This is a genomic window from Centipeda periodontii DSM 2778 (assembly GCF_000213975.1).
GTDB classification, from domain to species: Bacteria; Bacillota; Negativicutes; order Selenomonadales; family Selenomonadaceae; genus Centipeda; species Centipeda periodontii.
The window spans coordinates 2,339,475-2,357,588 of sequence record NZ_GL892076.1; the positions used below are offsets into that span (position 1 = coordinate 2,339,475).

The 18,114-nt window shown below is 52.7% G+C and carries 21 protein-coding genes and 1 pseudogene; 7 read left to right on the forward strand and 15 right to left on the reverse strand.

Annotation, left to right across the window (positions count from 1 at the left end):
- Positions 1-445 precede the first annotated feature (445 nt).
- The 3 genes and pseudogenes from HMPREF9081_RS10695 to HMPREF9081_RS10705 all read right to left on the reverse strand — a co-directional run.
- A complete protein-coding gene (locus tag HMPREF9081_RS10695; protein ID WP_006307333.1) occupies positions 446-928 on the reverse strand; it encodes a hypothetical protein in 483 nt (160 codons plus the stop codon).
- A gap of 125 nt (positions 929-1,053) precedes the next feature.
- On the reverse strand, positions 1,054-1,758 hold the full coding sequence (locus HMPREF9081_RS10700) for a Fic family protein (protein WP_006307334.1): 705 nt from the start codon (positions 1,756-1,758) through the stop codon (positions 1,054-1,056).
- Positions 1,759-1,880: 122 nt separating this feature from the next.
- Positions 1,881-2,408 (reverse strand): annotated as a pseudogene (locus tag HMPREF9081_RS10705) (IS30 family transposase); the annotation flags it as partial.
- Between the two features lie 190 nt (positions 2,409-2,598).
- On the opposite strand from HMPREF9081_RS10705, the gene HMPREF9081_RS10710 reads away from it, so the two are divergent.
- Positions 2,599-3,015 carry a hypothetical protein gene (locus tag HMPREF9081_RS10710; RefSeq protein ID WP_006307336.1) on the forward strand — a complete coding sequence of 139 codons (417 nt, stop codon included), beginning with the start codon at positions 2,599-2,601 and terminating at the stop codon, positions 3,013-3,015.
- A 189-nt stretch (positions 3,016-3,204) separates the two neighbouring features.
- On the opposite strand, the gene HMPREF9081_RS10715 is transcribed toward HMPREF9081_RS10710, so the two are convergent.
- From HMPREF9081_RS10715 to HMPREF9081_RS10735, 5 genes are all read right to left on the reverse strand, one after another.
- Complete coding sequence (locus HMPREF9081_RS10715) at positions 3,205-3,426, reverse strand: hypothetical protein (RefSeq protein ID WP_040395096.1); 222 nt, start codon at positions 3,424-3,426, stop codon at positions 3,205-3,207.
- A 28-nt stretch (positions 3,427-3,454) separates the two neighbouring features.
- Positions 3,455-4,375, reverse strand: coding sequence for a HipA domain-containing protein (locus HMPREF9081_RS10720; protein ID WP_006307338.1), 921 nt, complete (start codon positions 4,373-4,375; stop codon positions 3,455-3,457).
- Positions 4,368-4,598 (reverse strand): hypothetical protein, encoded by a 231-nt coding sequence (locus HMPREF9081_RS10725; RefSeq protein WP_006307339.1) that lies wholly within the window; start codon positions 4,596-4,598, stop codon positions 4,368-4,370. The genes HMPREF9081_RS10720 and HMPREF9081_RS10725 overlap by 8 nt, the downstream gene beginning before the upstream one ends.
- Positions 4,599-4,653: 55 nt before the next feature.
- Complete coding sequence (locus HMPREF9081_RS10730; RefSeq protein ID WP_040395098.1) at positions 4,654-5,295, reverse strand: hypothetical protein; 642 nt, start codon at positions 5,293-5,295, stop codon at positions 4,654-4,656.
- 75 nt (positions 5,296-5,370) lie between these two features.
- On the reverse strand, positions 5,371-6,501 hold the full coding sequence (locus tag HMPREF9081_RS10735; protein WP_006307341.1) for an MBL fold metallo-hydrolase: 1,131 nt from the start codon (positions 6,499-6,501) through the stop codon (positions 5,371-5,373).
- A gap of 190 nt (positions 6,502-6,691) precedes the next feature.
- On the opposite strand from HMPREF9081_RS10735, the gene HMPREF9081_RS14625 reads away from it, so the two are divergent.
- Positions 6,692-6,856 (forward strand): secretion protein HlyD, encoded by a 165-nt coding sequence (locus tag HMPREF9081_RS14625; RefSeq protein ID WP_083812235.1) that lies wholly within the window; start codon positions 6,692-6,694, stop codon positions 6,854-6,856.
- A gap of 8 nt (positions 6,857-6,864) precedes the next feature.
- Here the strand turns inward: HMPREF9081_RS14625 and HMPREF9081_RS14630 are convergent, their stop codons facing one another.
- The 7 genes from HMPREF9081_RS14630 to HMPREF9081_RS10765 all read right to left on the reverse strand — a co-directional run bounded on the left by HMPREF9081_RS14630 (position 6,865) and on the right by HMPREF9081_RS10765 (position 12,768).
- A complete protein-coding gene (locus HMPREF9081_RS14630; RefSeq protein WP_006307343.1) occupies positions 6,865-6,984 on the reverse strand; it encodes a zeta toxin family protein in 120 nt (39 codons plus the stop codon).
- The gene (locus HMPREF9081_RS10740) at positions 6,984-7,277 is read right to left on the reverse strand and encodes a hypothetical protein (protein ID WP_245529891.1); all 294 of its coding nucleotides are present in this window, start codon (positions 7,275-7,277) and stop codon (positions 6,984-6,986) included. Before HMPREF9081_RS10740 ends, HMPREF9081_RS14630 begins: the two co-directional genes overlap by 1 nt.
- 320 nt (positions 7,278-7,597) lie before the next feature.
- Complete coding sequence (locus HMPREF9081_RS10745) at positions 7,598-8,863, reverse strand: aminotransferase class V-fold PLP-dependent enzyme (RefSeq protein ID WP_006307345.1); 1,266 nt, start codon at positions 8,861-8,863, stop codon at positions 7,598-7,600.
- A 345-nt stretch (positions 8,864-9,208) separates the two neighbouring features.
- Positions 9,209-9,697, reverse strand: a complete 489-nt coding sequence (locus HMPREF9081_RS10750; protein WP_006307346.1) for a flavodoxin — start codon at positions 9,695-9,697, stop codon at positions 9,209-9,211.
- A 1-nt stretch (position 9,698) separates the two neighbouring features.
- Positions 9,699-11,303 carry a DUF4127 family protein gene (locus HMPREF9081_RS10755; protein WP_006307347.1) on the reverse strand — a complete coding sequence of 535 codons (1,605 nt, stop codon included), beginning with the start codon at positions 11,301-11,303 and terminating at the stop codon, positions 9,699-9,701.
- Positions 11,304-11,338: 35 nt separating this feature from the next.
- Positions 11,339-12,070, reverse strand: coding sequence for a hypothetical protein (locus HMPREF9081_RS10760; protein ID WP_006307348.1), 732 nt, complete (start codon positions 12,068-12,070; stop codon positions 11,339-11,341).
- The gene (locus HMPREF9081_RS10765; RefSeq protein ID WP_006307350.1) at positions 12,070-12,768 is read right to left on the reverse strand and encodes a DUF2225 domain-containing protein; all 699 of its coding nucleotides are present in this window, start codon (positions 12,766-12,768) and stop codon (positions 12,070-12,072) included. Before HMPREF9081_RS10765 ends, HMPREF9081_RS10760 begins: the two co-directional genes overlap by 1 nt.
- A gap of 196 nt (positions 12,769-12,964) precedes the next feature.
- On the opposite strand from HMPREF9081_RS10765, the gene HMPREF9081_RS10775 reads away from it, so the two are divergent.
- The 5 genes from HMPREF9081_RS10775 to HMPREF9081_RS10795 all read left to right on the forward strand — a co-directional run bounded on the left by HMPREF9081_RS10775 (position 12,965) and on the right by HMPREF9081_RS10795 (position 17,997).
- Positions 12,965-13,681 carry a transaldolase gene (locus HMPREF9081_RS10775; RefSeq protein ID WP_006307352.1) on the forward strand — a complete coding sequence of 239 codons (717 nt, stop codon included), beginning with the start codon at positions 12,965-12,967 and terminating at the stop codon, positions 13,679-13,681.
- 26 nt (positions 13,682-13,707) lie between these two features.
- On the forward strand, positions 13,708-14,166 hold the full coding sequence (locus tag HMPREF9081_RS10780) for a PTS sugar transporter subunit IIA (RefSeq protein ID WP_006307353.1): 459 nt from the start codon (positions 13,708-13,710) through the stop codon (positions 14,164-14,166).
- A gap of 34 nt (positions 14,167-14,200) precedes the next feature.
- Complete coding sequence (locus HMPREF9081_RS10785; RefSeq protein WP_006307354.1) at positions 14,201-14,476, forward strand: PTS sugar transporter subunit IIB; 276 nt, start codon at positions 14,201-14,203, stop codon at positions 14,474-14,476.
- A gap of 27 nt (positions 14,477-14,503) precedes the next feature.
- Positions 14,504-15,868 carry a PTS ascorbate transporter subunit IIC gene (locus HMPREF9081_RS10790; protein ID WP_006307356.1) on the forward strand — a complete coding sequence of 455 codons (1,365 nt, stop codon included), beginning with the start codon at positions 14,504-14,506 and terminating at the stop codon, positions 15,866-15,868.
- 77 nt (positions 15,869-15,945) lie between these two features.
- Positions 15,946-17,997, forward strand: a complete 2,052-nt coding sequence (locus tag HMPREF9081_RS10795) for a BglG family transcription antiterminator (protein ID WP_006307357.1) — start codon at positions 15,946-15,948, stop codon at positions 17,995-17,997.
- The last annotated feature ends 117 nt before the right edge of the window (positions 17,998-18,114 follow it).

An 18,114-nucleotide genomic window follows, 5' to 3' on the forward strand; every position in this document is an offset into this window, starting at 1 on the left:
GTTCAACGAAATAAACAGAAGTAATGCGTTTCCCGTAAGAAAGATCTTCGCATAAACCCGCAGTCTGCCCGCCGAAGAAGCGCAGTACATATAGAGCAAACTCCACAGAATGAAACAGAGCAGTGAAAATCCTGCCGTTTGTATCAGATCCATCCCCTCGCCTCCTTTTCTAATACTGGCACACATTCCACAGGATTGCCATTGTAATAGCTTGCATCGGAATAGATCACGCTGTATACGTCGGCAGCCTCTGCTCTCAGCGGGAGCAAAAGCACCAATGAGGCAGCGCACGCGAGGAATGACTTGATATAAGGCATATTAGTCTCTCCTTTCCATGCTTTCCTCCCAGTATATACGAACGCAATCACAGAAAAATCCACTCTTTTAACAAAAAGAGCCTGCCGTCTCCGGCAGGCTCATGAGCTTAGCGTGGATATTCCATATTTTAGGGTGTCCATGATTGCCTACTGCGTGGTGTATGGACATTTTTTTCAGCCATCCATACATCCATGACTTCGACGAATTTCCGAATGTCGGCTTCGTGCAGCGGATAATAACTGCGCACAATTTTTTCCATGGGTACGGATTCAAGTATGGTCTCGAATGGGATGTTTTTCATCCATTGATAGTAGGCAAGCGCCCATCCTGCCCAATATTCAGGAGATTTTTCTGCATAGAGCGCAGGAGGTTGAGGAGGCTGCTCAATATTTAGTTCCCAAAGGCAGTCCCACAGGAGCTCGCAGCCGGTTCGCCCCGCAACGTAGCGCGGGTTTCCCTTGCCGAATTGATCCGCAACACCGGAATCCATAAAGTAGGCCGCTGTCTCCTCGATGGGGATATGGCAGGTATTAACGGCATAGTCAAACATATTGCCTAGATTCTCCTGAGCGTCGACGATATAGAGATCTGAGTAGGCTCTTGTCGGCATCCTTTATCCCCTCCCGAATAATGTGCTTGATGTGTTGGATATAACATACGTTTTTCACATATTTTAACGTCGATGGACATGCCGCAGGAAGCGCGGATGATCCCATGTTTTGACCAGTGCCTCCTTCAAAAAGAGTTTGAACGGCGCAAGTTCTTCTTGCGTATCAAAGGCTTCCAACGACTGATAATAGAGGTTTTATCCTCCTCATGAATCACGATCGGCGGATGGTTGTGCTGCAACAGGAAGTAGTTCATGGCAAGCCGTCCCGTGCGCCCATTCCCATCTGAGAATGGATGTATATTCTCGAATTTCGCATGGAAATATGCAGCGGCCGTGAAGATATGGTCGTTCGTTCGGAGCGCAACCTGTCGAATTTCCTCAAGTAAGGCAACAAGTTCCCTCTCCACATCCTCCGGCGGGCTTCCGACCTCATACCGACCAGTGACATAATCATGTTTCTTGAATGCGCCCGTCCGCTCACCAACCTGCCAGCTGCGCGTATCATAGGTGTTTTTCGTCAGCTCATAATGGAGCTGCAGGATAAACTCCTGTGTCAGCGATTCTTGGCGGTCGAAGGCATCCAAAACAAAATTGCTGGCGTCTTTTGCGTTGCGTATTTCAAAGATCGTTCGGACATCGCCCGTGAAGTTTGTCACGCCGTCGCGGTCGAAGATTTCACGGGTGTCATTGTATGTGATATTCGGATTCTCTATTTTCCCAGAGTGATAGGCAAATTGAATCACATATCCATTGAGTGCCGCCTCTAGTTCGGCGGCATTTTGGATCTTCAAATTCTGCCATGCGGAAAGGATCTCGCTGTATTTGTCCATGCATATACCTCTCAGCCTTTATCTTCTCATGACATTATACCACATTATTTCCGAGAAAAGCGGCTTTTGACACCATCAAAAAGTGTGTCGATTTTCCTTTCCAGGTGAGGATTTTCCTGCACGTCGATGCTCGTTCCTTTGGGAATATATTGGCGGAGGATGCCGTTGTGACGCTCATTCTGAGGGCGTTCCCATGAGCGATAGGGGTGAGCGAAGTATACCTTCGTGCCAAGGCTCTCAAGCTGCGTAAACGTCTCGAACTCTGTCCCATTGTCAACAGTAATTGTCTTGAACACTTGGCTGAAACGTGCCTCTCCATATTCCGATTTCAAATGGGCGATGGCTTCTTCGATGCCGGCGCATGTGCGCCCCGAGATGCAGATTGCGATGTAGTCGTGCGTCACCTTTTCCACAGCGGTAAATACGGCTACACCGCTCCCTTTTCGTGATCCGACAACGGTGTCGGCTTCCCAGTGTCCGATTTCCGTGCCTTCGTCCACAATGGCAGGACGCTCTTCTATGCTGCGCCCTTTCAGGCGCCTATTCTTGCGGTTTCGCTTGCGCTTGCACTTTCGTCCGAGTGCTTGCGGGACAGCGAACAGCGTCAGCGGAATCCTGCCCGCCCACAGCATATTGTAAAGCGTCTTGGTATTTGCTTATTTTATTCCCTCGTGCTAAAATAAGCATGAAGTCGATTGATGTCATTCATCAGCCAACAGAAAAGCCCCAACGGGAGTGATGACCCGAAGGGGTTTATTTATGCGCTGATGAGACGCCATCATGCCGGTGCCACATTGCGACTGGTTACTACCGCGCCAGCATCTCGAAGGAGTGAATGTCATGGAGATATACACCTACAACGATTATTTGCGCGACCTCCTGAGGGGCGCGCCCTGCATCTTGGCGTATGATACGGCTGCGGATTATTTGGGGCTTTGGAGTGGAAGCACGAATCCGCATACGGCAAAAATCTATGTATGTAAGCCTCTGAATATCGAAGGGACAACGGAGTACCTGCTCCCCTCCTTTGATGTTGTGGAGCACGAGAATCGTCTTGGGCTTCTCTGCACGACCATCAACCAGACGATCAATGATCTTCTGCGTGCGGATGGAGATAATCAGGTCATACAGGAAAGTTTGGCGACCATTTATTACAAGAATGGAGAGTCCTTCGATTCGCTTCGTATCGACGGCGATCTGCTTCCTGCGTTCGAGCATTATAAGGATTGGGCGATTGAATATTATGATGAAACATGAACAACAATGAACGACAGAGAGAAAAGGGACACCCGCCTCCAGCTGCGTCTTTGCAAAGAGCGCATCCGCGTCGCGCCATCCCTTTTGATCGGTCTGGCGCAGACGGGAACACTCTCGGAACACTAATTGTGCAGATAGTAACACATTCACAAATTTTTTCAAGTATCAACGATATGTCGGCTCTTTACCTCAACCATCCAGCAGCCCTCCAAAATATGTCAGCATTTCTTCACGCGTGCTTGCCGAAATATCTCCTTCCTTCATGGCATATTTCGTTTCGGAAAAGAGATGGCTCAGCTCAGAAATCATGAAGGGACGATTCTTCTCCTCATACGCCCGATAAAACGCTGTCATATATTCACAAAGCACCTCTTCATAGTCCGCCGGATTGTACTTATACTGCGTCTCCATCCTCATCGCCTCCGATCCGGATTCATACTTATTTTTCCGCTCCGTGTGCGGTCGTTTGTTCTTTTTCGTTGCACTTCTTGAGCGCAGGTAGGAGAATCTGATCCCGACGCAGCGCAAGAGACTTTTTCATGTACTCTTTGGAGATGTCCGAAAGCCCTTCCGTACCGTCGATGAACGCATCAATGCGTGCGGATGCCGCCTTGATGCGCGGCACGATGCGCTGAATCGCACGGTGCAGGTCTTTGGGCGGGTTCTTGAAAATCTCGTGATAAAGAATCCGTTTCCCGTTCATTCGATATACTGAGTTCAGATTGTACTCTTCCTGCTTCAACACATTTTCATCTTCCAGCAGTTGTACCTTTTTCTCATCCGATTTCAAAGGAGAGAGGGATGAGCCGCAGTCATAGACAGGAGCAGGTGAGAATTTTCCGTCCGGCGTCTCGATCAGTCCCCAGTTATCCAAATGACGATCACCGTTTCCGATGAACGCATCGACAACGAACATATCCCAAAAATAGTTTTTGATTTTCTCTTTATCCTGAAGCAGGGGGGAATGTTCGAGCACATCCATCACATCCTCGACCGTTGTTGTTCTGCGGGTGTTGCTGTCTGTGTCATTGAGAAGAAATCTGCTGAACTCAATCAAGTTCCCTTCGCCATTTTGACAGAAGAGTTCACAGGCAACAACAATTTTTTCCTTCTTGTTCATGGGATCTATACACGTTGCAAGAAATGTCTCCTGCGCCGGGATTCCGAGACAACGAAAAATATTGCAGCCGATATGTTCCGAAAATTGATTGTTGATGTAGCTGAGCGTCGTCCTTTTGGTGGAACGGACAGGGTCGGGGAACTTCACCATATAGGTTTTCCCCTCATAAATCAAGGTGCGTTTTTTCTCCGAACCGCCAAAACGATTGCTGCGCCACGTCTCATTGGTGAGGTCAAGCATCCGGTATCAACTCCTCATAATAGGCAATGATGTCGTCCCGCTCCGCAGGAGAGAGAAAATGCTCCTTCATCGCCTGTTTCGTATCAAAATAAATTCGCTCCCAGATACCCGATAGGCGAAGCGCATTTCCTTCGGGAAGAGCCGCATAAAAATCCATCATACTCTCACAAAGATAGTCCACATAGTCCGTGGGATTGTATTTATACTGCTGTGCCATCATCATCGCCTCCTCTCCCAATTATACCGCGAACTTGAATTTACTTACGAACTGGTTGATTTTATGGCTCTACCCCCACCCCCATCGTCTGCTTCGACAAGTCAAAACCGAACTGCATTGGATCGGCAGGATCCCAGATGCGCGTCTCCTCATTGTAGCGAACGGGCACATAGAACGTCACCGTTCCGATCGGCTCAAGTGCGCGGAACACCTCTGCCGTCGCCTCCACCGCAGTCCTCCTCAGTTCCTCGGGTGTGCCGTCCAGCTTCATCCGTGCACGCAGGAGGGAAGACGCCTTCTCGCGCGCCGCCATCATATTGAACCGTGTCACCGTCACCTCGACCGTCGCCAGTCCTTTGCCCTGCTCCGAGACCGCCGTCTCCACCGTTGCCGTGCGCAGAGATTCGAGATACGCATCGCCGATCTCGGCCGCCTCCTCAGGCGAGAGTATCGCTCCGGATGTCTGGAGTGCGTTGGTGAACGCCGCCCTCATATTGAACGCATCCGTCGGTGCGCCATAGGACTTCAATCGCTTCTGCGCCTCCTCATCCTGCCGCACAAACGCATCGCAGTAGAGCTTGATGCTCTCCGCCGCATCCGCACGCTCCATGCGCCCAATCGTGCCGGCATAGAGCGCCACCAGACTTGCAATGACAAAAATCCCGATGAATATCACGGGGAATCGAATCTTTGATGAAATCACCTGTTTATCACTCCTCCATTATATTCTATCGCACAAAGCTCCACGCTTTATTAGCGCGGAGCTTTATTTTGTGTTTTACGCCCGTCCCTCCCACCAGTGCGGGAAGTCGGCGGGATGCTCGATGTCCACCATCTCACCGATGAGCGGCGTAACCATTTGGTAAGAGCGCCCCGCACTCTCCCTCAGGAGATCGGCATAGGGCGCCTGCCATGTGTGCAGAGCGAGTGCGAATTTCCCGCCGTGCGCGGGGAGCAGGATGCGTGCACCGACATCCTCCGCCGCCTGCGCCGTTTCATTCGGCAGCATATGGATTGCATGCCACTGCATATTGTACTGCCCGTTCTCCATCATCGCGAGATCAAAGCCGTCAAAGCGCCGCCCGATGTCCTTGAAGTGCTTCCCATAGCCGCCGTCCCCGCTGATGTAGACGCGGCGATGCGGCGCGACGATGGCAAAGCCGCACCACTCGGTGTTGTTGCGTGTGAGGAAGCGCCCCGAGAAGTGCTGCGACGGCAGGACGTGGATGTGAAAATCATCGGCGAGTGCGATGTCCGTATCCCAGTCCTCCTCATGCAGGTGTGCAAGGTCGAATCCCCATTGCTCAAAGAACTCACCGACACCGAGCGGACAGATGATCTCCTTCACTTTCGGTTTCAGTGCCATCACGGTCGCATAGTCGAGATGGTCCCAGTGATCGTGCGTCATGAGCAGCACATCCAGCTCCGGAATATCCTCCGCCGTATAGACGTTGCTCCCGTGAAATGCGCGGTTGATGAAAAAAATCGGCGAGCCGTAGTCGGAGAATACGGGATCGACAATCATACGCCGCCCGCCGACCTGTAAATAGAACGTCGAATGCCCCATCCAGATCGCGACATCCTGCTCACGCGGGATGGCATGAAGATCGGTCTTGCGGCTCGGAATCAGTTCCTTCGGCACACGCCCGTCATCTCCGCCAAAGAGGACGCGATAGAGTGTCTCGAGTCGATTTGGCTTCTCCTCATCGGGCAGATCGTCCATCATCACCTCGATCGGCTCAAGGCAGACGAACTGGCCGTTTACGTAGTGCGGCGATGCCTGAATCCGTTTCAGGCGTTCCCCCGATGGTGCTCGTCCGAATTTCTCCTGCCGCACAAAGAGTCCCGCGCCGCCCACGAGCACTCCAAGCCCCGCCAGCGCGCCAAAAATGAAATTCCGTCGTTTCATAAAGTCCCCACCATAAAATCAGCATTGCTATTGGAGTATCATTGTATCATAAATTCCTTTGCATTCAAGTATTGAGTGAACCTCAGGCTCTTTGTCAATACTTGGGGAGAAAAATAATGGGGATTTTAAGGAACCTCTTCTCCTCCTTCTGCTGGGGATAAAGGAACCACTGATAAAACAGACCCTCAGATTGGCGCAGATTTTTTGTCCGATTGAGGAGGCAAACCGGACGCATAGCCAAAGCTATGTGGAGGATTTGCAGGCGTTGTGCGGACAAAAAAGATGCGCTAAGATGGCGGTGCTGAATTTATCAGTGCTTCCTCAGTTCATTCACCGACAGGAGCCGTTTAATTGACGGCTCTTTTATATATCTGCGAGCTTTGTCTTGCCCGCCCCCGGCTGCCCGGCAAGAAGGTAGCCTGTGGATTTTTTGATGGGTGACCGCGCCCAATAAATCGGCTTTGATTTTTTCTTTTTGTTCATCAAGCTCCTTTGCGCTGTAGTTCTCCGGCATCTCCAGCCTCCAACTCTCGAACGTAGGCACGGGCACGCACAAATTCCTGCTTCAGTTTCGCTATATCTTCCGGTGTATTATAGCGGTCGCCAAGAATCCCGTGCAAAGTTGTGCGGAGTTCGCTTTGGAAGCCGGACATCGGATGCACTGCGTCCTGCGCATCAAGCCCCATGCGATCCTTGATACGGCTCACATCTGCCAAAAGCTCTGCAAAACCTTCGTGCAGGATCTCCTTTGCTTCAATAACTTCATACGGAATCATTGTATCGCCCCCTTTGTTCGCATTATACCACAAGGGCGCATCAAAGACTATATCCGCCCTTCGATGCGCCTTTGTCTTACGCAAAACAGCAGGGAATGTTGAGCGCATGAAGTCCCGATATATATTTCATGTCAACGCTCCTTTCCGTTCTTCCCGCCTCTATTATAGCATCTTCTCCGTTTTGTAGTCATATCTACGCCAATCGGAAGGTCTATTTTGTCAGCGATTCCTTAGCTTCCCCCGCCAGAGCGGGGGAAGTGGCGAGCACAGCGAGCCGATAGGGGCATTCGTGCAACAGCCTCTTGCAAACATAGCATCGTTTAGAGTGCTGCGACCTCTGCAGCGACACGAAGGAACTGTGTGATCTCTGCAGGTGTGTTGACATGCAGCGGTGAGAGACGCACAACGCCCTCCGAATCGAACTCGCGCACCATGCGGTTGGAGTAGCTGCTCTCTGCCGAGCGTTCAAAGGCAACAATGCCGCGTTTCTCGAGCTCTTTTGCAGCGGTCTTGACATCCATTCGGTCAAACTCCGCACCGACAATGAGGTCGCGCTGCACGAGATCCGGATCGTCCATCTTGACCGTAATGCCCTTGATGTGCCGAAGTCCGGGAGCCTCGCCCGTCCCCTCGAGCATCAGCTCGAGCAGAGCATGCTCATGCGCTGCAATGCGCTCCATGCCCGCGACAAAGGAGGAGCGGCGATCCGTGGATGCGCCGCCAAGACCGCATACATAGTCGACGACAGCGGACACGGAGGCAAACTGTCCCGTTGCGGGGCTGCCGATCTCCCAGTCATCCGCAGCCCTTCCGATGAGTTTATGATGCGGGTACTCCTTGATGCGCGCAGAGAGATACATGAGGCCGAATCCACGGCACCCGAAGAATTTATACGGCGCAATATTCATCGCGTCGACGCCGATCTCCTCCGGATTGAGGACGCCGTGCGGAGCGTGCTGCACCGCATCGCTGATGATATACATATCCGGATTGATGTGCCGTGCCTCCTTCGCAATGGTTGCGATATCCATGATATGTCCGGAGATATTCGATGCAGCCATGACGCTCAGGATCGCCGTGTTCTTATCCACGAGCGCGAGAATTTTTTCCACATCGACACCACCCGTCGCCGGATTTGCTCGCGCAACGCGCAGCTCTCGTCCGTGCTTTTCGGCGTACATGGTCATGGCGTCAAAGGACGATGGATGCTCTAGGATTGTGGTCACACAGTTCGTTCCCTCAGCATGCTCGCTCAAGAGGCGCACAATATACATCATGAGCTGAGATGCTGTATATCCCGTTGCAACCTCTCCATCACGGCAGTTGAAGATCATGCGGATATCCGCACGCGCCCGGTTCTCGAGCTCCGCAAGTTCAAGCGCGAGACGGTTGGAATGCTCCGAGGCATCCGGCATCAGATCCGCGTCATAGAAGGCTTTCTCCGCCGCCGTAAGCCGCAGAGAACCTCCGGCGTTATCGAAGAACAGGCGTGCATCCTCGTTCCGATCGCGATCCACATACGCAAATTGCTTCCGAATTTCTGCAAGCTCTGCCTCTGTAAACAGCTGTCCAAACTTTGTTTCCATGTCAGCATCTCCTTTTCCCGCGTCAAATAACTAGGGAAGCACTGATAGATTCAGCACCATCATCTTGGCGATCTTTTTTGCCCGCTTTTCGCCCTCGATCCTCCACAGAGCACCACTCTGCGTCCGGTTTGCCTCTTCAATCGGACGAAAAAATCTACGCCAATCGGAAGGTCTATTTTGTCAGTGATTCCCTCTATGATTTTCTCTAATTATATAGCAGTTCCTAGGAAATAGAAAATTGATTATCTGACTATTAAATATAGAATTCACTTATATTGTGCATGACAACAGAAAATGACCGTATCGCAGAAACTTCCGCAATACGGTCATTTTTATTGATGTTTCTCAGATGCCGAGCGCTGCGATCCATGAGTTGATCGCCATCGGCGTCTCCCCCATCTCGAAGCGGCGCCCTTCCTTCATCAGCGCCCCCTCCGCCGAGGGGCGCAGATGTACGGTCGTCTGTCCCATCGAGCTGCCGCCCGATGTCACAAACGGAACAATGATCTTGCCCGTCAGATCATGGCTCTCGAGGAAGGTGTTGATGATGTGCGGTGCGACGTACCACCAGATCGGGAACCCGACAAAGATGACGTTGTACGGCGCAAGATCGATCGGCGCGCCGCCAAGTGCCGGTCGACTGTTCGGGTCGCGCATCTCTGTACTCGTCCGGCTCTTCTCGTCATTCCAGTTGAGATCATCCTGCGTATAGGGAACGGCGGGCACAATCTCATAGAGGTCCGCACCGATGACATCGGCGATCCTGTGCGCAACCTGCTCCGTTCGCCGCGAGGGAGATGCAGAGAAGTAGGCAATCAGCATTTTCCCATGCATGTTATTTCCTCCTCGCAAGATACTCTTGTGCGAATCCGGAATCCTCCGGCAGGATGTCCGACTCGAACATGCGGTTCCACGGGAACGTCACCACAACGGTGTCCACCTCCGCGATCGGCGGCAGGTTCTCCTCAATGAATTGATTCATCATGCGCGATGAACGCATGGAGACGGCATCCATCTTCGTCCCGAGGTTGCCGTAGAAGCCGTCGCCGCGCAGCCATGTGAGCTGGCGCGCAATCGTGTTGCGCACATTCGCCTGATACGCCCAGTCATCGAGATAGCGCGTCGTGAGCAGGTAGTCGATCGAATCCCCGTCCATATGACGAACGAGCATCCCTTCGCCGAGCGCAAAGCCGGAACTGTTCGTCGGCGTGTTCCACCCCGCATATGCCTGAATCTTATAGAGGAGCCCGCGACGCTGCATCTCGTCCATGAGGGCATTGTCCGAGCCGTTCGCAAAGGCAATGTCAGCAACAGCAACCGGATAGCCCTTCGCCACATAGTCCGATACGATATCGGCAAAGTATGTTGTCCCATCACGCGGCGTACCATCGTTGAGCACGGCATTTGCCTCATAGGTGCGCCCATCCGGATTCGTGTTCACCGTGAGTACGACATCCGCCTTCTCCGGCGCACGAACCATCATACCCCCCGCCGCGAAAACAGCATCCGAGATCGACGTGCTGATCTTCTCATCCGAGTATGCAGGCACGGTATCCGCACCGCGTCCCCAGTTATAGCGGGCGTAGACAAAGGGAATCTCATGTTTTTGTTCGTTCACGGCGCGTGTCAGCATGAGCAGGGCGATCTCGTCGATGCCCGCCATCGTCTGGAACCGCGTCTTACCGAGATCGGCGCCCTCCTCCGTGAGATGACGGCTCTCGAGATGCGTCTGCGAGAACGGCGCATTGTCATCGCGACCGAGTGTGAGATAACGGAATGTACCGTGTTTGCGCAAAAGGTCAATCAGATATTCATTGACCGCATAGTTTTTCTCACGGCGTCCCATCCAGTCGGCAAGCGCCTCCTTCGGGATCAGGCGCCCGAGGAAGTCATATTCCTTGCGCTCACGGCGCGAGAGTCCCTCGACCTCCTCCTTGTCACGCAGAACCGTGTAGCGGAAGATATCCGCACCATAACGGCGGTAGTACTCCGGCTCCTCGTGTCCCGATGCCTCGCCGGAGCGCGGCGTCCGCATGATGGAGCCGAACACGTAAAGCGGAGTCTTCGTATGAGAACGCTGCAATGCATCAAAGCGAGCTGCGCGTGCGAGCACCTGATCGCGTGTAAAGGAATGCTTGCGCGATCCGACGAGGCTGCCGTAGATCATCGCATCCGATGAGATCACCGCCGCCTTGACACCCGGCTGTGCCAGATTTTCATCCAGCCATGTCCAGAGTGCATCCGGGTGCCCCCAATCCTCGCGATTCCCGAGCAGATCCCGCGGTGGGGTAATGACATCATAGCCCACACGCTGCACCACATCCGCCGTCTGCTTGCTTGAGATCGGGCGGTTATCATGCGGGATAAAAACAATCTTCTCCGTAACCGGCTCCTTCTTTGCCGCGTCGATCGACTGCGGCACAAGGAACACGGTCAGCATTGCAATACAAAGTGTACGAATCCAAGAAAATCTCGTCAATGTGTACCTCCTTTTTCCGCCGCATCCCCTGTGTCAACGGAACCGCTTTCCTGCAGAATTGCCCGGAGTGCTTCCCCTACATCATCGGGCATATTCAGTTTCGTATCAAACATAATGCCGCCCTCGCGCACGGCAGCTCCCTCGATCTCGACCATATCCGTCAGCTTGTGCCCGCGGAACGTCGTCTGACCGAGCTTCGAGGCGGCAAGCACCTCATGGAAATCCACGTACACCTTGTTGCCGCGAATATTCACGGGCAGACGGTCAGAGACATCAAGATGCCCCATCATGCGCTCCACCATCGAGAGCGAGATGCGCGAGAACACCCATGAGACGAGTCCGTGATTCGGGATATTCTTCTCCCGCACACAATAGACCGCATATGACTTATCCCCGACATGGACGAATTCATCGATCGTCCCCGAGAGTTCGATCGTCTTATATTTTTTCGTCGTTGTGCAGGTGAGATCGAGACGCCCGTTTTCGTGCGAGCGAAGCATAATCCCACGGATCGTACCATCCGTCCCGAGGTTCTTCGCGATCGCCTCGTTCAGCATCGAATCGCGCACGAAGAGATGCCCCTCGGCAATCTGCGCGAGTGTCTCACGATCCCAAGTATCGCGCAGCACCGTGAGGACAGGGCGATAATCTTTCACTGCCTCGCGGACACTGCCCCAGTCGATCTTCTGCACCTGCTCGATAAAATTTGCAGGGATATCAATGACCATCAATTCTTCGCCTTCTCCGCTTCCGCCTTCTTCTCACGCAGATCGAGCCAGAGATTCTGCGTGCGCTCGAAGAGCTTCGTATCGTTCTTGCGCACTTCCTGATCGCTCATGATCTGCGAGAGCATCTGCGTCGCCTTCTCATAGTCGCCCAGACGATAGTATGCCGCCCCCGCAATGTAGAGCGCCATGCTGTCGCTCATCCCGTTGATGGGGTAATGCTCCGTCATCACCGACTTCTCATAGAGCTCGGCAGCACGACGTAGCATCTCTGCCTCCTTTTCGTGTTCCTCCGTATCGCGGTAGACCCATGCCATGCCCATGCAGTAGCCCGCCTGCTTTTGGAGCGTCCAGCCGAGGCGCTCGGCAAAGTAGATGCCGAGCTTGTACGCGCGGATCGCCTCTTCCACCGTGCGCTCCTCCTTGTACGGCAGGTTGATCTTGTGTCCTGCGAGAAGCTCCTGGATCTTCGCCTTGTCACGCGCACTCAGCGGCTCCTCCGTGAACTGCTTCTCATCGGCGGCAAAGCCGCAGTGCTCACACAACCAGACACGATAGCGATAGGGATTCACCCCCTGATAGTGTACGCAGAAGTCCTCATCCGTCCCCAGCGTGATGAGGCGCGCCTTCAGCTTCGTCACATGCGTCTTTTCCCCACAGACCGGACATGGCTTCTCAACGGTGTAAGTATACTCAGACATAATTCTTCCTCCCTATCTGAAAATCCATTTTAGCATACCATAAAATGGCAAAAAAAGAAATATCGTACATGTCATCATTGAAAACCTGTCCCATAAAACCAATTTTGCAGAAAAAGAGCCGCAAGTTTTCCATATTTACACATAACCTTTGTAAATCATATAATAATTTCAAGGCAACTCTAGAAAGGAGTATCATATGAAATTACAGGATTTAAACATCAAGATTTTCGCCGACGGTGCAAATCTGGAGGACATGCTCAGCGTCTATCACAAGGGTGTCGTCCGCGGCTTCACCACTAACCCGTCCCTGATGAAGAAGGCCGGCGTCAAGGATTACAAAGCATATGCCCGCGAGGTTCTGCAGCACATCCCGGATGATCCTGTGTCCTTCGAAGTCTTTTCCGATGATTTCGTCACAATGGAGAAGGAAGCGAACACAATTGCCGCATTGGGTGACAATGTGTATGTCAAAATCCCGGTGACGAACACGAAGGGCGAATCCTCCGCGCCGCTCATTCAAAAGCTGTCCGCAAAAGGCTGCAAGCTCAATGTCACGGCGATCTTCACGCTGGAGCAGACACAAACCGTGGTCGATGCGCTGTCAGCAGATACACCTGCCATTGTCTCGGTGTTTGCAGGCCGCATTGCCGACGCCGGCGCCGATGCCGCCGCGCTGATGAAAGAGGCTGCTGCAATCTGCGCAGCAAAGCCGAAGGCAGAACTCCTGTGGGCAAGCTGCCGCGAATTCTACAATATCATCGAAGCCGAAAAATGCGGCTGCCACATCATCACCGTACCGAATGATATCTTGGCAAAGAGCAAGAACTATGGCAAGGATCTGGAGGCATACTCACTCGAAACGGTACAGGGCTTCTACAAGGATGCGTCCGGACTCGGATTTACGATTTTGTAAGGCCGACAGGCTGTAGGTGATATGGCATGATTGAAAATTTGTTTACCGAACAGACGGTGGCTGTCAATGTGGCAGCAAAAGACTGGGAGGAAGCAGTTCGCTATGGTGGAGCAATGTTTGAAGCCGTCGGCAATACAACGGCGGAATACGCAGACGCCATGGTAAATACGGTCAAAGAGATCGGGAGTTATATCGTCATTGCCCCGGGGATTGCAATGCCGCACGCGCGTCCGGAGTATGGTGTGAAGAAGCTGGGCATGGGATTCGTGCGGCTCGCATCTCCTGTCCCCTTCGGCAACGAGGAATATGATCCTGTGGATTTGCTCATCTTCCTCTGTGCGACCGATCACAATTCCCACATCTCCGCGCTGGCAGAGCTCATGCAGCTCCTCGAAGACGAAACGTTCTTGGAACGCGTGCGTGCTGGCATGACAAAGGAAGAGATTCTTTCCTACATCCAAAGCGGAGCTTTTAGGGAAACATAAAGAATCCTGTTATGCAAAGAAAGGAGTCAATCGTATGAAATTGAAAGTATTGACGGTATGCGGCAACGGCATCGGCAGCAGCCTCATGTTGGCGATGAAGATACAGGAAATCTGTGCAGAGGAGGCCATTGACGCGGATGTCGAGTCCTGCGATTTTAATTCCGCGCAGGGGCGCCCTGCTGACCTCATCGTCACGGTCAAGGAACTGGCACAGCAGTTTGAGGGGCGCAACGTAGCCGTCATCCGCAGCTATGTAAACAAAAAGAAGATCAAAGAGGATGTGCTCGACGCCTTGCTCGCTCTGAAATAACACCGACAAGACAGGAGGTAGTTTCACATGGAGTTCTTGGAATTTTTACGCGACGTGCTGCAGCAGCCGGCACTCCTGATTGGTATTGTATCCCTTGTGGGTCTGGTCGCACTGAAAAAGCCATTCTATAAGATTATGACCGGCACGCTGAAGCCGATCCTCGGATATCTAATGCTCGCTGCCGGCGCAGGTTTCATCGTAGAAAATCTGGATCCCCTCGGCAAGATGATTCAGGAGGGCTTCCATATCACCGGCGTTGTCCCGAACAACGAAGCGATCGTGTCCGTGGCACAGCAGGTGCTCGGCGTAGAGACGATGTCCATCCTCGTTGTCGGTCTGGTCGTCAACCTCTTGATCGCCCGCTTCACAAAGTTCAAGTATGTCTTCCTTACAGGACATCACAGCTTCTTCATGGCGTGCCTCCTCTCCGCAGTACTCGGCACAGCCGGCATGAAGGGCATGGAGCTCATCTTGAGCGGCGGTTTCCTGCTCGGTGCTTGGAGCGCGATCTCGCCTGCAATCGGTCAGGGCTATACGAATCGTGTCACAGAACATGACGGTATCGCCATGGGGCATTTCGGCAGTCTGGCATACTACATCTCGGCTTGGGTTGGTTCCAAGGTCGGCGATGCAAAGGACAGCACGGAAAACATCGAGATTCCGGAGAAATGGGGGTTCCTGAGGGATACCACCGTCTCCACCGCCATTACCATGACGTTCTTCTATCTGCTCGCAGCCATTGCAGCCGGTCCTACCTATGTCGGCACGCTGTCCGGCGGCATGTCCCCATTTCTCTTTGCGATCATGGCAGGTCTGAAATTCGCCGTCGGCGTCACAGTCGTCTACTCCGGCGTTCGCATGATCCTCGGTGATCTGATCCCGGCATTTGAGGGTATCGCAACGCGCGTCATCCCGAACGCAGTTCCTGCGGTTGACTGCGCGGTCTTCTTCACCTATGCGCCCACAGCTGTGGTCATCGGCTTTGTTGCATCGTTCATCGGCGGCATTGTCGGTATGCTGCTCCTCGGCGTTGCCGGTAGCGTGCTCATCATCCCCGGTCTTGTTCCTCACTTCTTCTGCGGCGCTACGGCCGGTATCTTTGGAAATGCCACCGGCGGGCGCAGAGGTGCGGCGATCGGCGCATTTGTCAACGGACTTCTCATCAGCTTCACGCCGGCCCTCCTGCTCCCCGTCTTGGGATCGCTGGGCTTCCAGAATACCACATTCGGTGATTTTGACTTCGGCGTTCTCGGCATTGTCATCGGCTCTCTTGCGAATGCATTGGGAGAAACGGGGATCTTTATTATCCTCGGGCTCTTCTTGGTCGTCTTGTTGGTGCCAAACTTCATCCAGACCAAAGGAAAAGTCATCAACAATCCTGACGAAGAATAATATGTCACGTCAGTTCCATGGGAAGTGCCTGCTGAGGCACTTCCCATGTTTCCATTCTCCCAAAAGGCGGTGATCTTTTGCTGAACGAACGCTGTGGTGAAATCCTGCGCCGTATTCTACAGAGCAAAACAGCTCTGAGAGTCGAGATATTAGCGAAGGATCTTGGCATAAGCGAGCGTACGATTCGCTATGACCTGAATCGCATCGATGACTATCTGAACGAGCAGGGGCTCCCTCCCCTATCTCGGAAGTCGCGCGAGGGCATTTCCCTCCACCTCACGGCAGCGCAGGTGTCACGCTTTCAATCCGGTGCCTATAAAGAAGAACCCTATCGTTATGTGCTCTCACAAAAGGAGCGCATTGCCGCAATCGCCTATACGCTCCTATCTCATAACGACTATATTCCAGTACAACTATTGGCAGACAGCCTGCACGTCAGCAAGACGACAATCTACGCCGATATACAGGAGTTCAAGGAGCAGCTCGATCCGACGGGCAGATATGTCAAGACAGCAAAAGGAAAAGGAGTCCTTCTGACGGGGAATGAATCTGCTCTGCGAAATCTGGTGCTACACAGTCTTTTGATGAACTCTGATGAACTGAATTTCTCCGATGTTTCCTATCTTGAAATGTTCCGCCTTATCCCGTTGGAACGATTGCAGGATTTTGTCAAAGAGGCAGAAACGCAGCTGAATAAGTTTTTCTCTGATTATGCCCTGCGTAATATGGTGCTTCATCTGGCGATCGCCGTGAAGCGGATTCAGCTCGGAAGAACAGTGGAAATGGTGCACGAAGAGCTCAGTCACCTGATCAAAGCGCCGGAATTTTCCGTTGCAGCAGGGATTGCCGCACGCCTCGAGGAAACGTGCGCTATTCACATTCCCGAGTCTGAGATTGCCTATATTACAATTCATCTGCTGGGCAGCAGCTTCTCCACGGAAACACAAGCACAGGATATTTACCTTCAGATGGTGGTTTCCACATTGATTGCGCGCATGTGTCAGGAATGCGGTATTCCATTCGACCGCGATGAACAGCTATATGAGAACCTGGGCGAGCATATGGGACCGGCCATCTATCGGTTCCGCCATGGGATCAATATCAACAATCCATTGATCGACGAAATTAAGGCGGACTATCCCCATATTTTCGGATGTGTACGGCGGGCGATGTCACAGTTGGAAAAGGAGTGGAACATCCAACTCAGCGATGCAGAATGCGGTTATCTCTCCATTCACTTTCTGGCTTCCAGAGAACGCATGCAGAGGAGGCATAAGAGAAAAGCACGCGTCCTTCTCATCTGTGACGCAGGCATCGGTACATCGCAGCTCATCCTTTTGCGTTTGCATTCCATTTTTGACTTTGAAACCGTGGGGACAATGCCTGCGCATGTAGCTCCGGAGCAGCTGCGAAAAAATGACCTCGATCTTGTTGTCACAACGATCCCCCTGTCGAACTGTCCCGTTCACTGCATTCAGGTCACACCGTTTCTGACAGAAAAAAACATCAGCGATCTCAGTATCTTCTTCTCCCAATACGATCGAAGTGCAGACATGGCGCCCGCCGAGGATCTTTCGGATCGCGTGCTCCGGGAGATCAGTCCCTTTTGTGTGATTGAACAGCCCGTGGAGCTGCGCAGCGCACTGGAGCGAATCTTAGGGAGCCGGCGAACCGTGCGTCCCTCCCTGCGGGAGCTGCTGAGCCCGCGCCGTATTCTCCTGAATGCTGCGGCGCAAGATTGGCGTGAGGCGGTGCGCCTCGGAGGTGACCTGCTCCTGTGCGATGGCTGCATCACAGAACATTACATTCAGGCAATGCAGGAAAACATTGAAAAGCTGGGTAACTATATGATTCTTTTCCCATATATTGCAATGCCACACGCACGTCCGGACGAGGGGGCTCTGTGCAGTGCATTCAGCATTGTGGTCTTGCAGTCGCCCATTCCATTTGGCTCCGATACACAGGTACAGATCATCATCACCCTCTCGGCGGTCGATTACGAAACGCATACACAGGCGCTCAAGGATCTGATGTATCTCTTGGAAAACACACCATTTTATGACGGACTGATTCATGCGTCATCTGCCTCCGATGTACTGGAGCTCTGCACGATCAGAGAAACAATATAAGCATTCCCCGTTTGACGGGGAAGGGGGACCGCGCAAGCGGTGGAAGGGATACAAAGAAGGGGGCTGTTGTACGAAGTTAAGGAAGCACTGATAAATTCAGCACCGCCGTCTTGACGG

Excerpts from the sequence above, each read along its gene's own strand:
- HMPREF9081_RS10780 (WP_006307353.1), top strand. The coding sequence starts at position 13,708 with ATGATTGAAAATTTGTTTACCGAACAGACGGTGGCTGTCAATGTGGCA.
- HMPREF9081_RS10760 (WP_006307348.1), bottom strand. The coding sequence starts at position 12,070 with ATGGTCATTGATATCCCTGCAAATTTTATCGAGCAGGTGCAGAAGATC.
- HMPREF9081_RS10740 (WP_245529891.1), bottom strand. The coding sequence starts at position 7,277 with ATGATTCCGTATGAAGTTATTGAAGCAAAGGAGATCCTGCACGAAGGT.
- HMPREF9081_RS10700 (WP_006307334.1), bottom strand. The coding sequence starts at position 1,758 with ATGGACAAATACAGCGAGATCCTTTCCGCATGGCAGAATTTGAAGATC.
- HMPREF9081_RS10745 (WP_006307345.1), bottom strand. The coding sequence starts at position 8,863 with ATGGAAACAAAGTTTGGACAGCTGTTTACAGAGGCAGAGCTTGCAGAA.
- HMPREF9081_RS10710 (WP_006307336.1), top strand. The coding sequence starts at position 2,599 with ATGGAGATATACACCTACAACGATTATTTGCGCGACCTCCTGAGGGGC.
- HMPREF9081_RS10720 (WP_006307338.1), bottom strand. The coding sequence starts at position 4,375 with ATGCTTGACCTCACCAATGAGACGTGGCGCAGCAATCGTTTTGGCGGT.
- HMPREF9081_RS10735 (WP_006307341.1), bottom strand. The coding sequence starts at position 6,501 with ATGAAACGACGGAATTTCATTTTTGGCGCGCTGGCGGGGCTTGGAGTG.
- HMPREF9081_RS10725 (WP_006307339.1), bottom strand. The coding sequence starts at position 4,598 with ATGATGATGGCACAGCAGTATAAATACAATCCCACGGACTATGTGGAC.
- HMPREF9081_RS10775 (WP_006307352.1), top strand. The coding sequence starts at position 12,965 with ATGAAATTACAGGATTTAAACATCAAGATTTTCGCCGACGGTGCAAAT.
- HMPREF9081_RS10785 (WP_006307354.1), top strand. The coding sequence starts at position 14,201 with ATGAAATTGAAAGTATTGACGGTATGCGGCAACGGCATCGGCAGCAGC.
- HMPREF9081_RS10715 (WP_040395096.1), bottom strand. The coding sequence starts at position 3,426 with ATGGAGACGCAGTATAAGTACAATCCGGCGGACTATGAAGAGGTGCTT.
- HMPREF9081_RS10750 (WP_006307346.1), bottom strand. The coding sequence starts at position 9,697 with ATGCATGGGAAAATGCTGATTGCCTACTTCTCTGCATCTCCCTCGCGG.
- HMPREF9081_RS10765 (WP_006307350.1), bottom strand. The coding sequence starts at position 12,768 with ATGTCTGAGTATACTTACACCGTTGAGAAGCCATGTCCGGTCTGTGGG.
- HMPREF9081_RS14630 (WP_006307343.1), bottom strand. The coding sequence starts at position 6,984 with ATGAACAAAAAGAAAAAATCAAAGCCGATTTATTGGGCGCGGTCACCC.
- HMPREF9081_RS10695 (WP_006307333.1), bottom strand. The coding sequence starts at position 928 with ATGCCGACAAGAGCCTACTCAGATCTCTATATCGTCGACGCTCAGGAG.
- HMPREF9081_RS10755 (WP_006307347.1), bottom strand. The coding sequence starts at position 11,303 with ATGCTGACCGTGTTCCTTGTGCCGCAGTCGATCGACGCGGCAAAGAAG.
- HMPREF9081_RS10790 (WP_006307356.1), top strand. The coding sequence starts at position 14,504 with ATGGAGTTCTTGGAATTTTTACGCGACGTGCTGCAGCAGCCGGCACTC.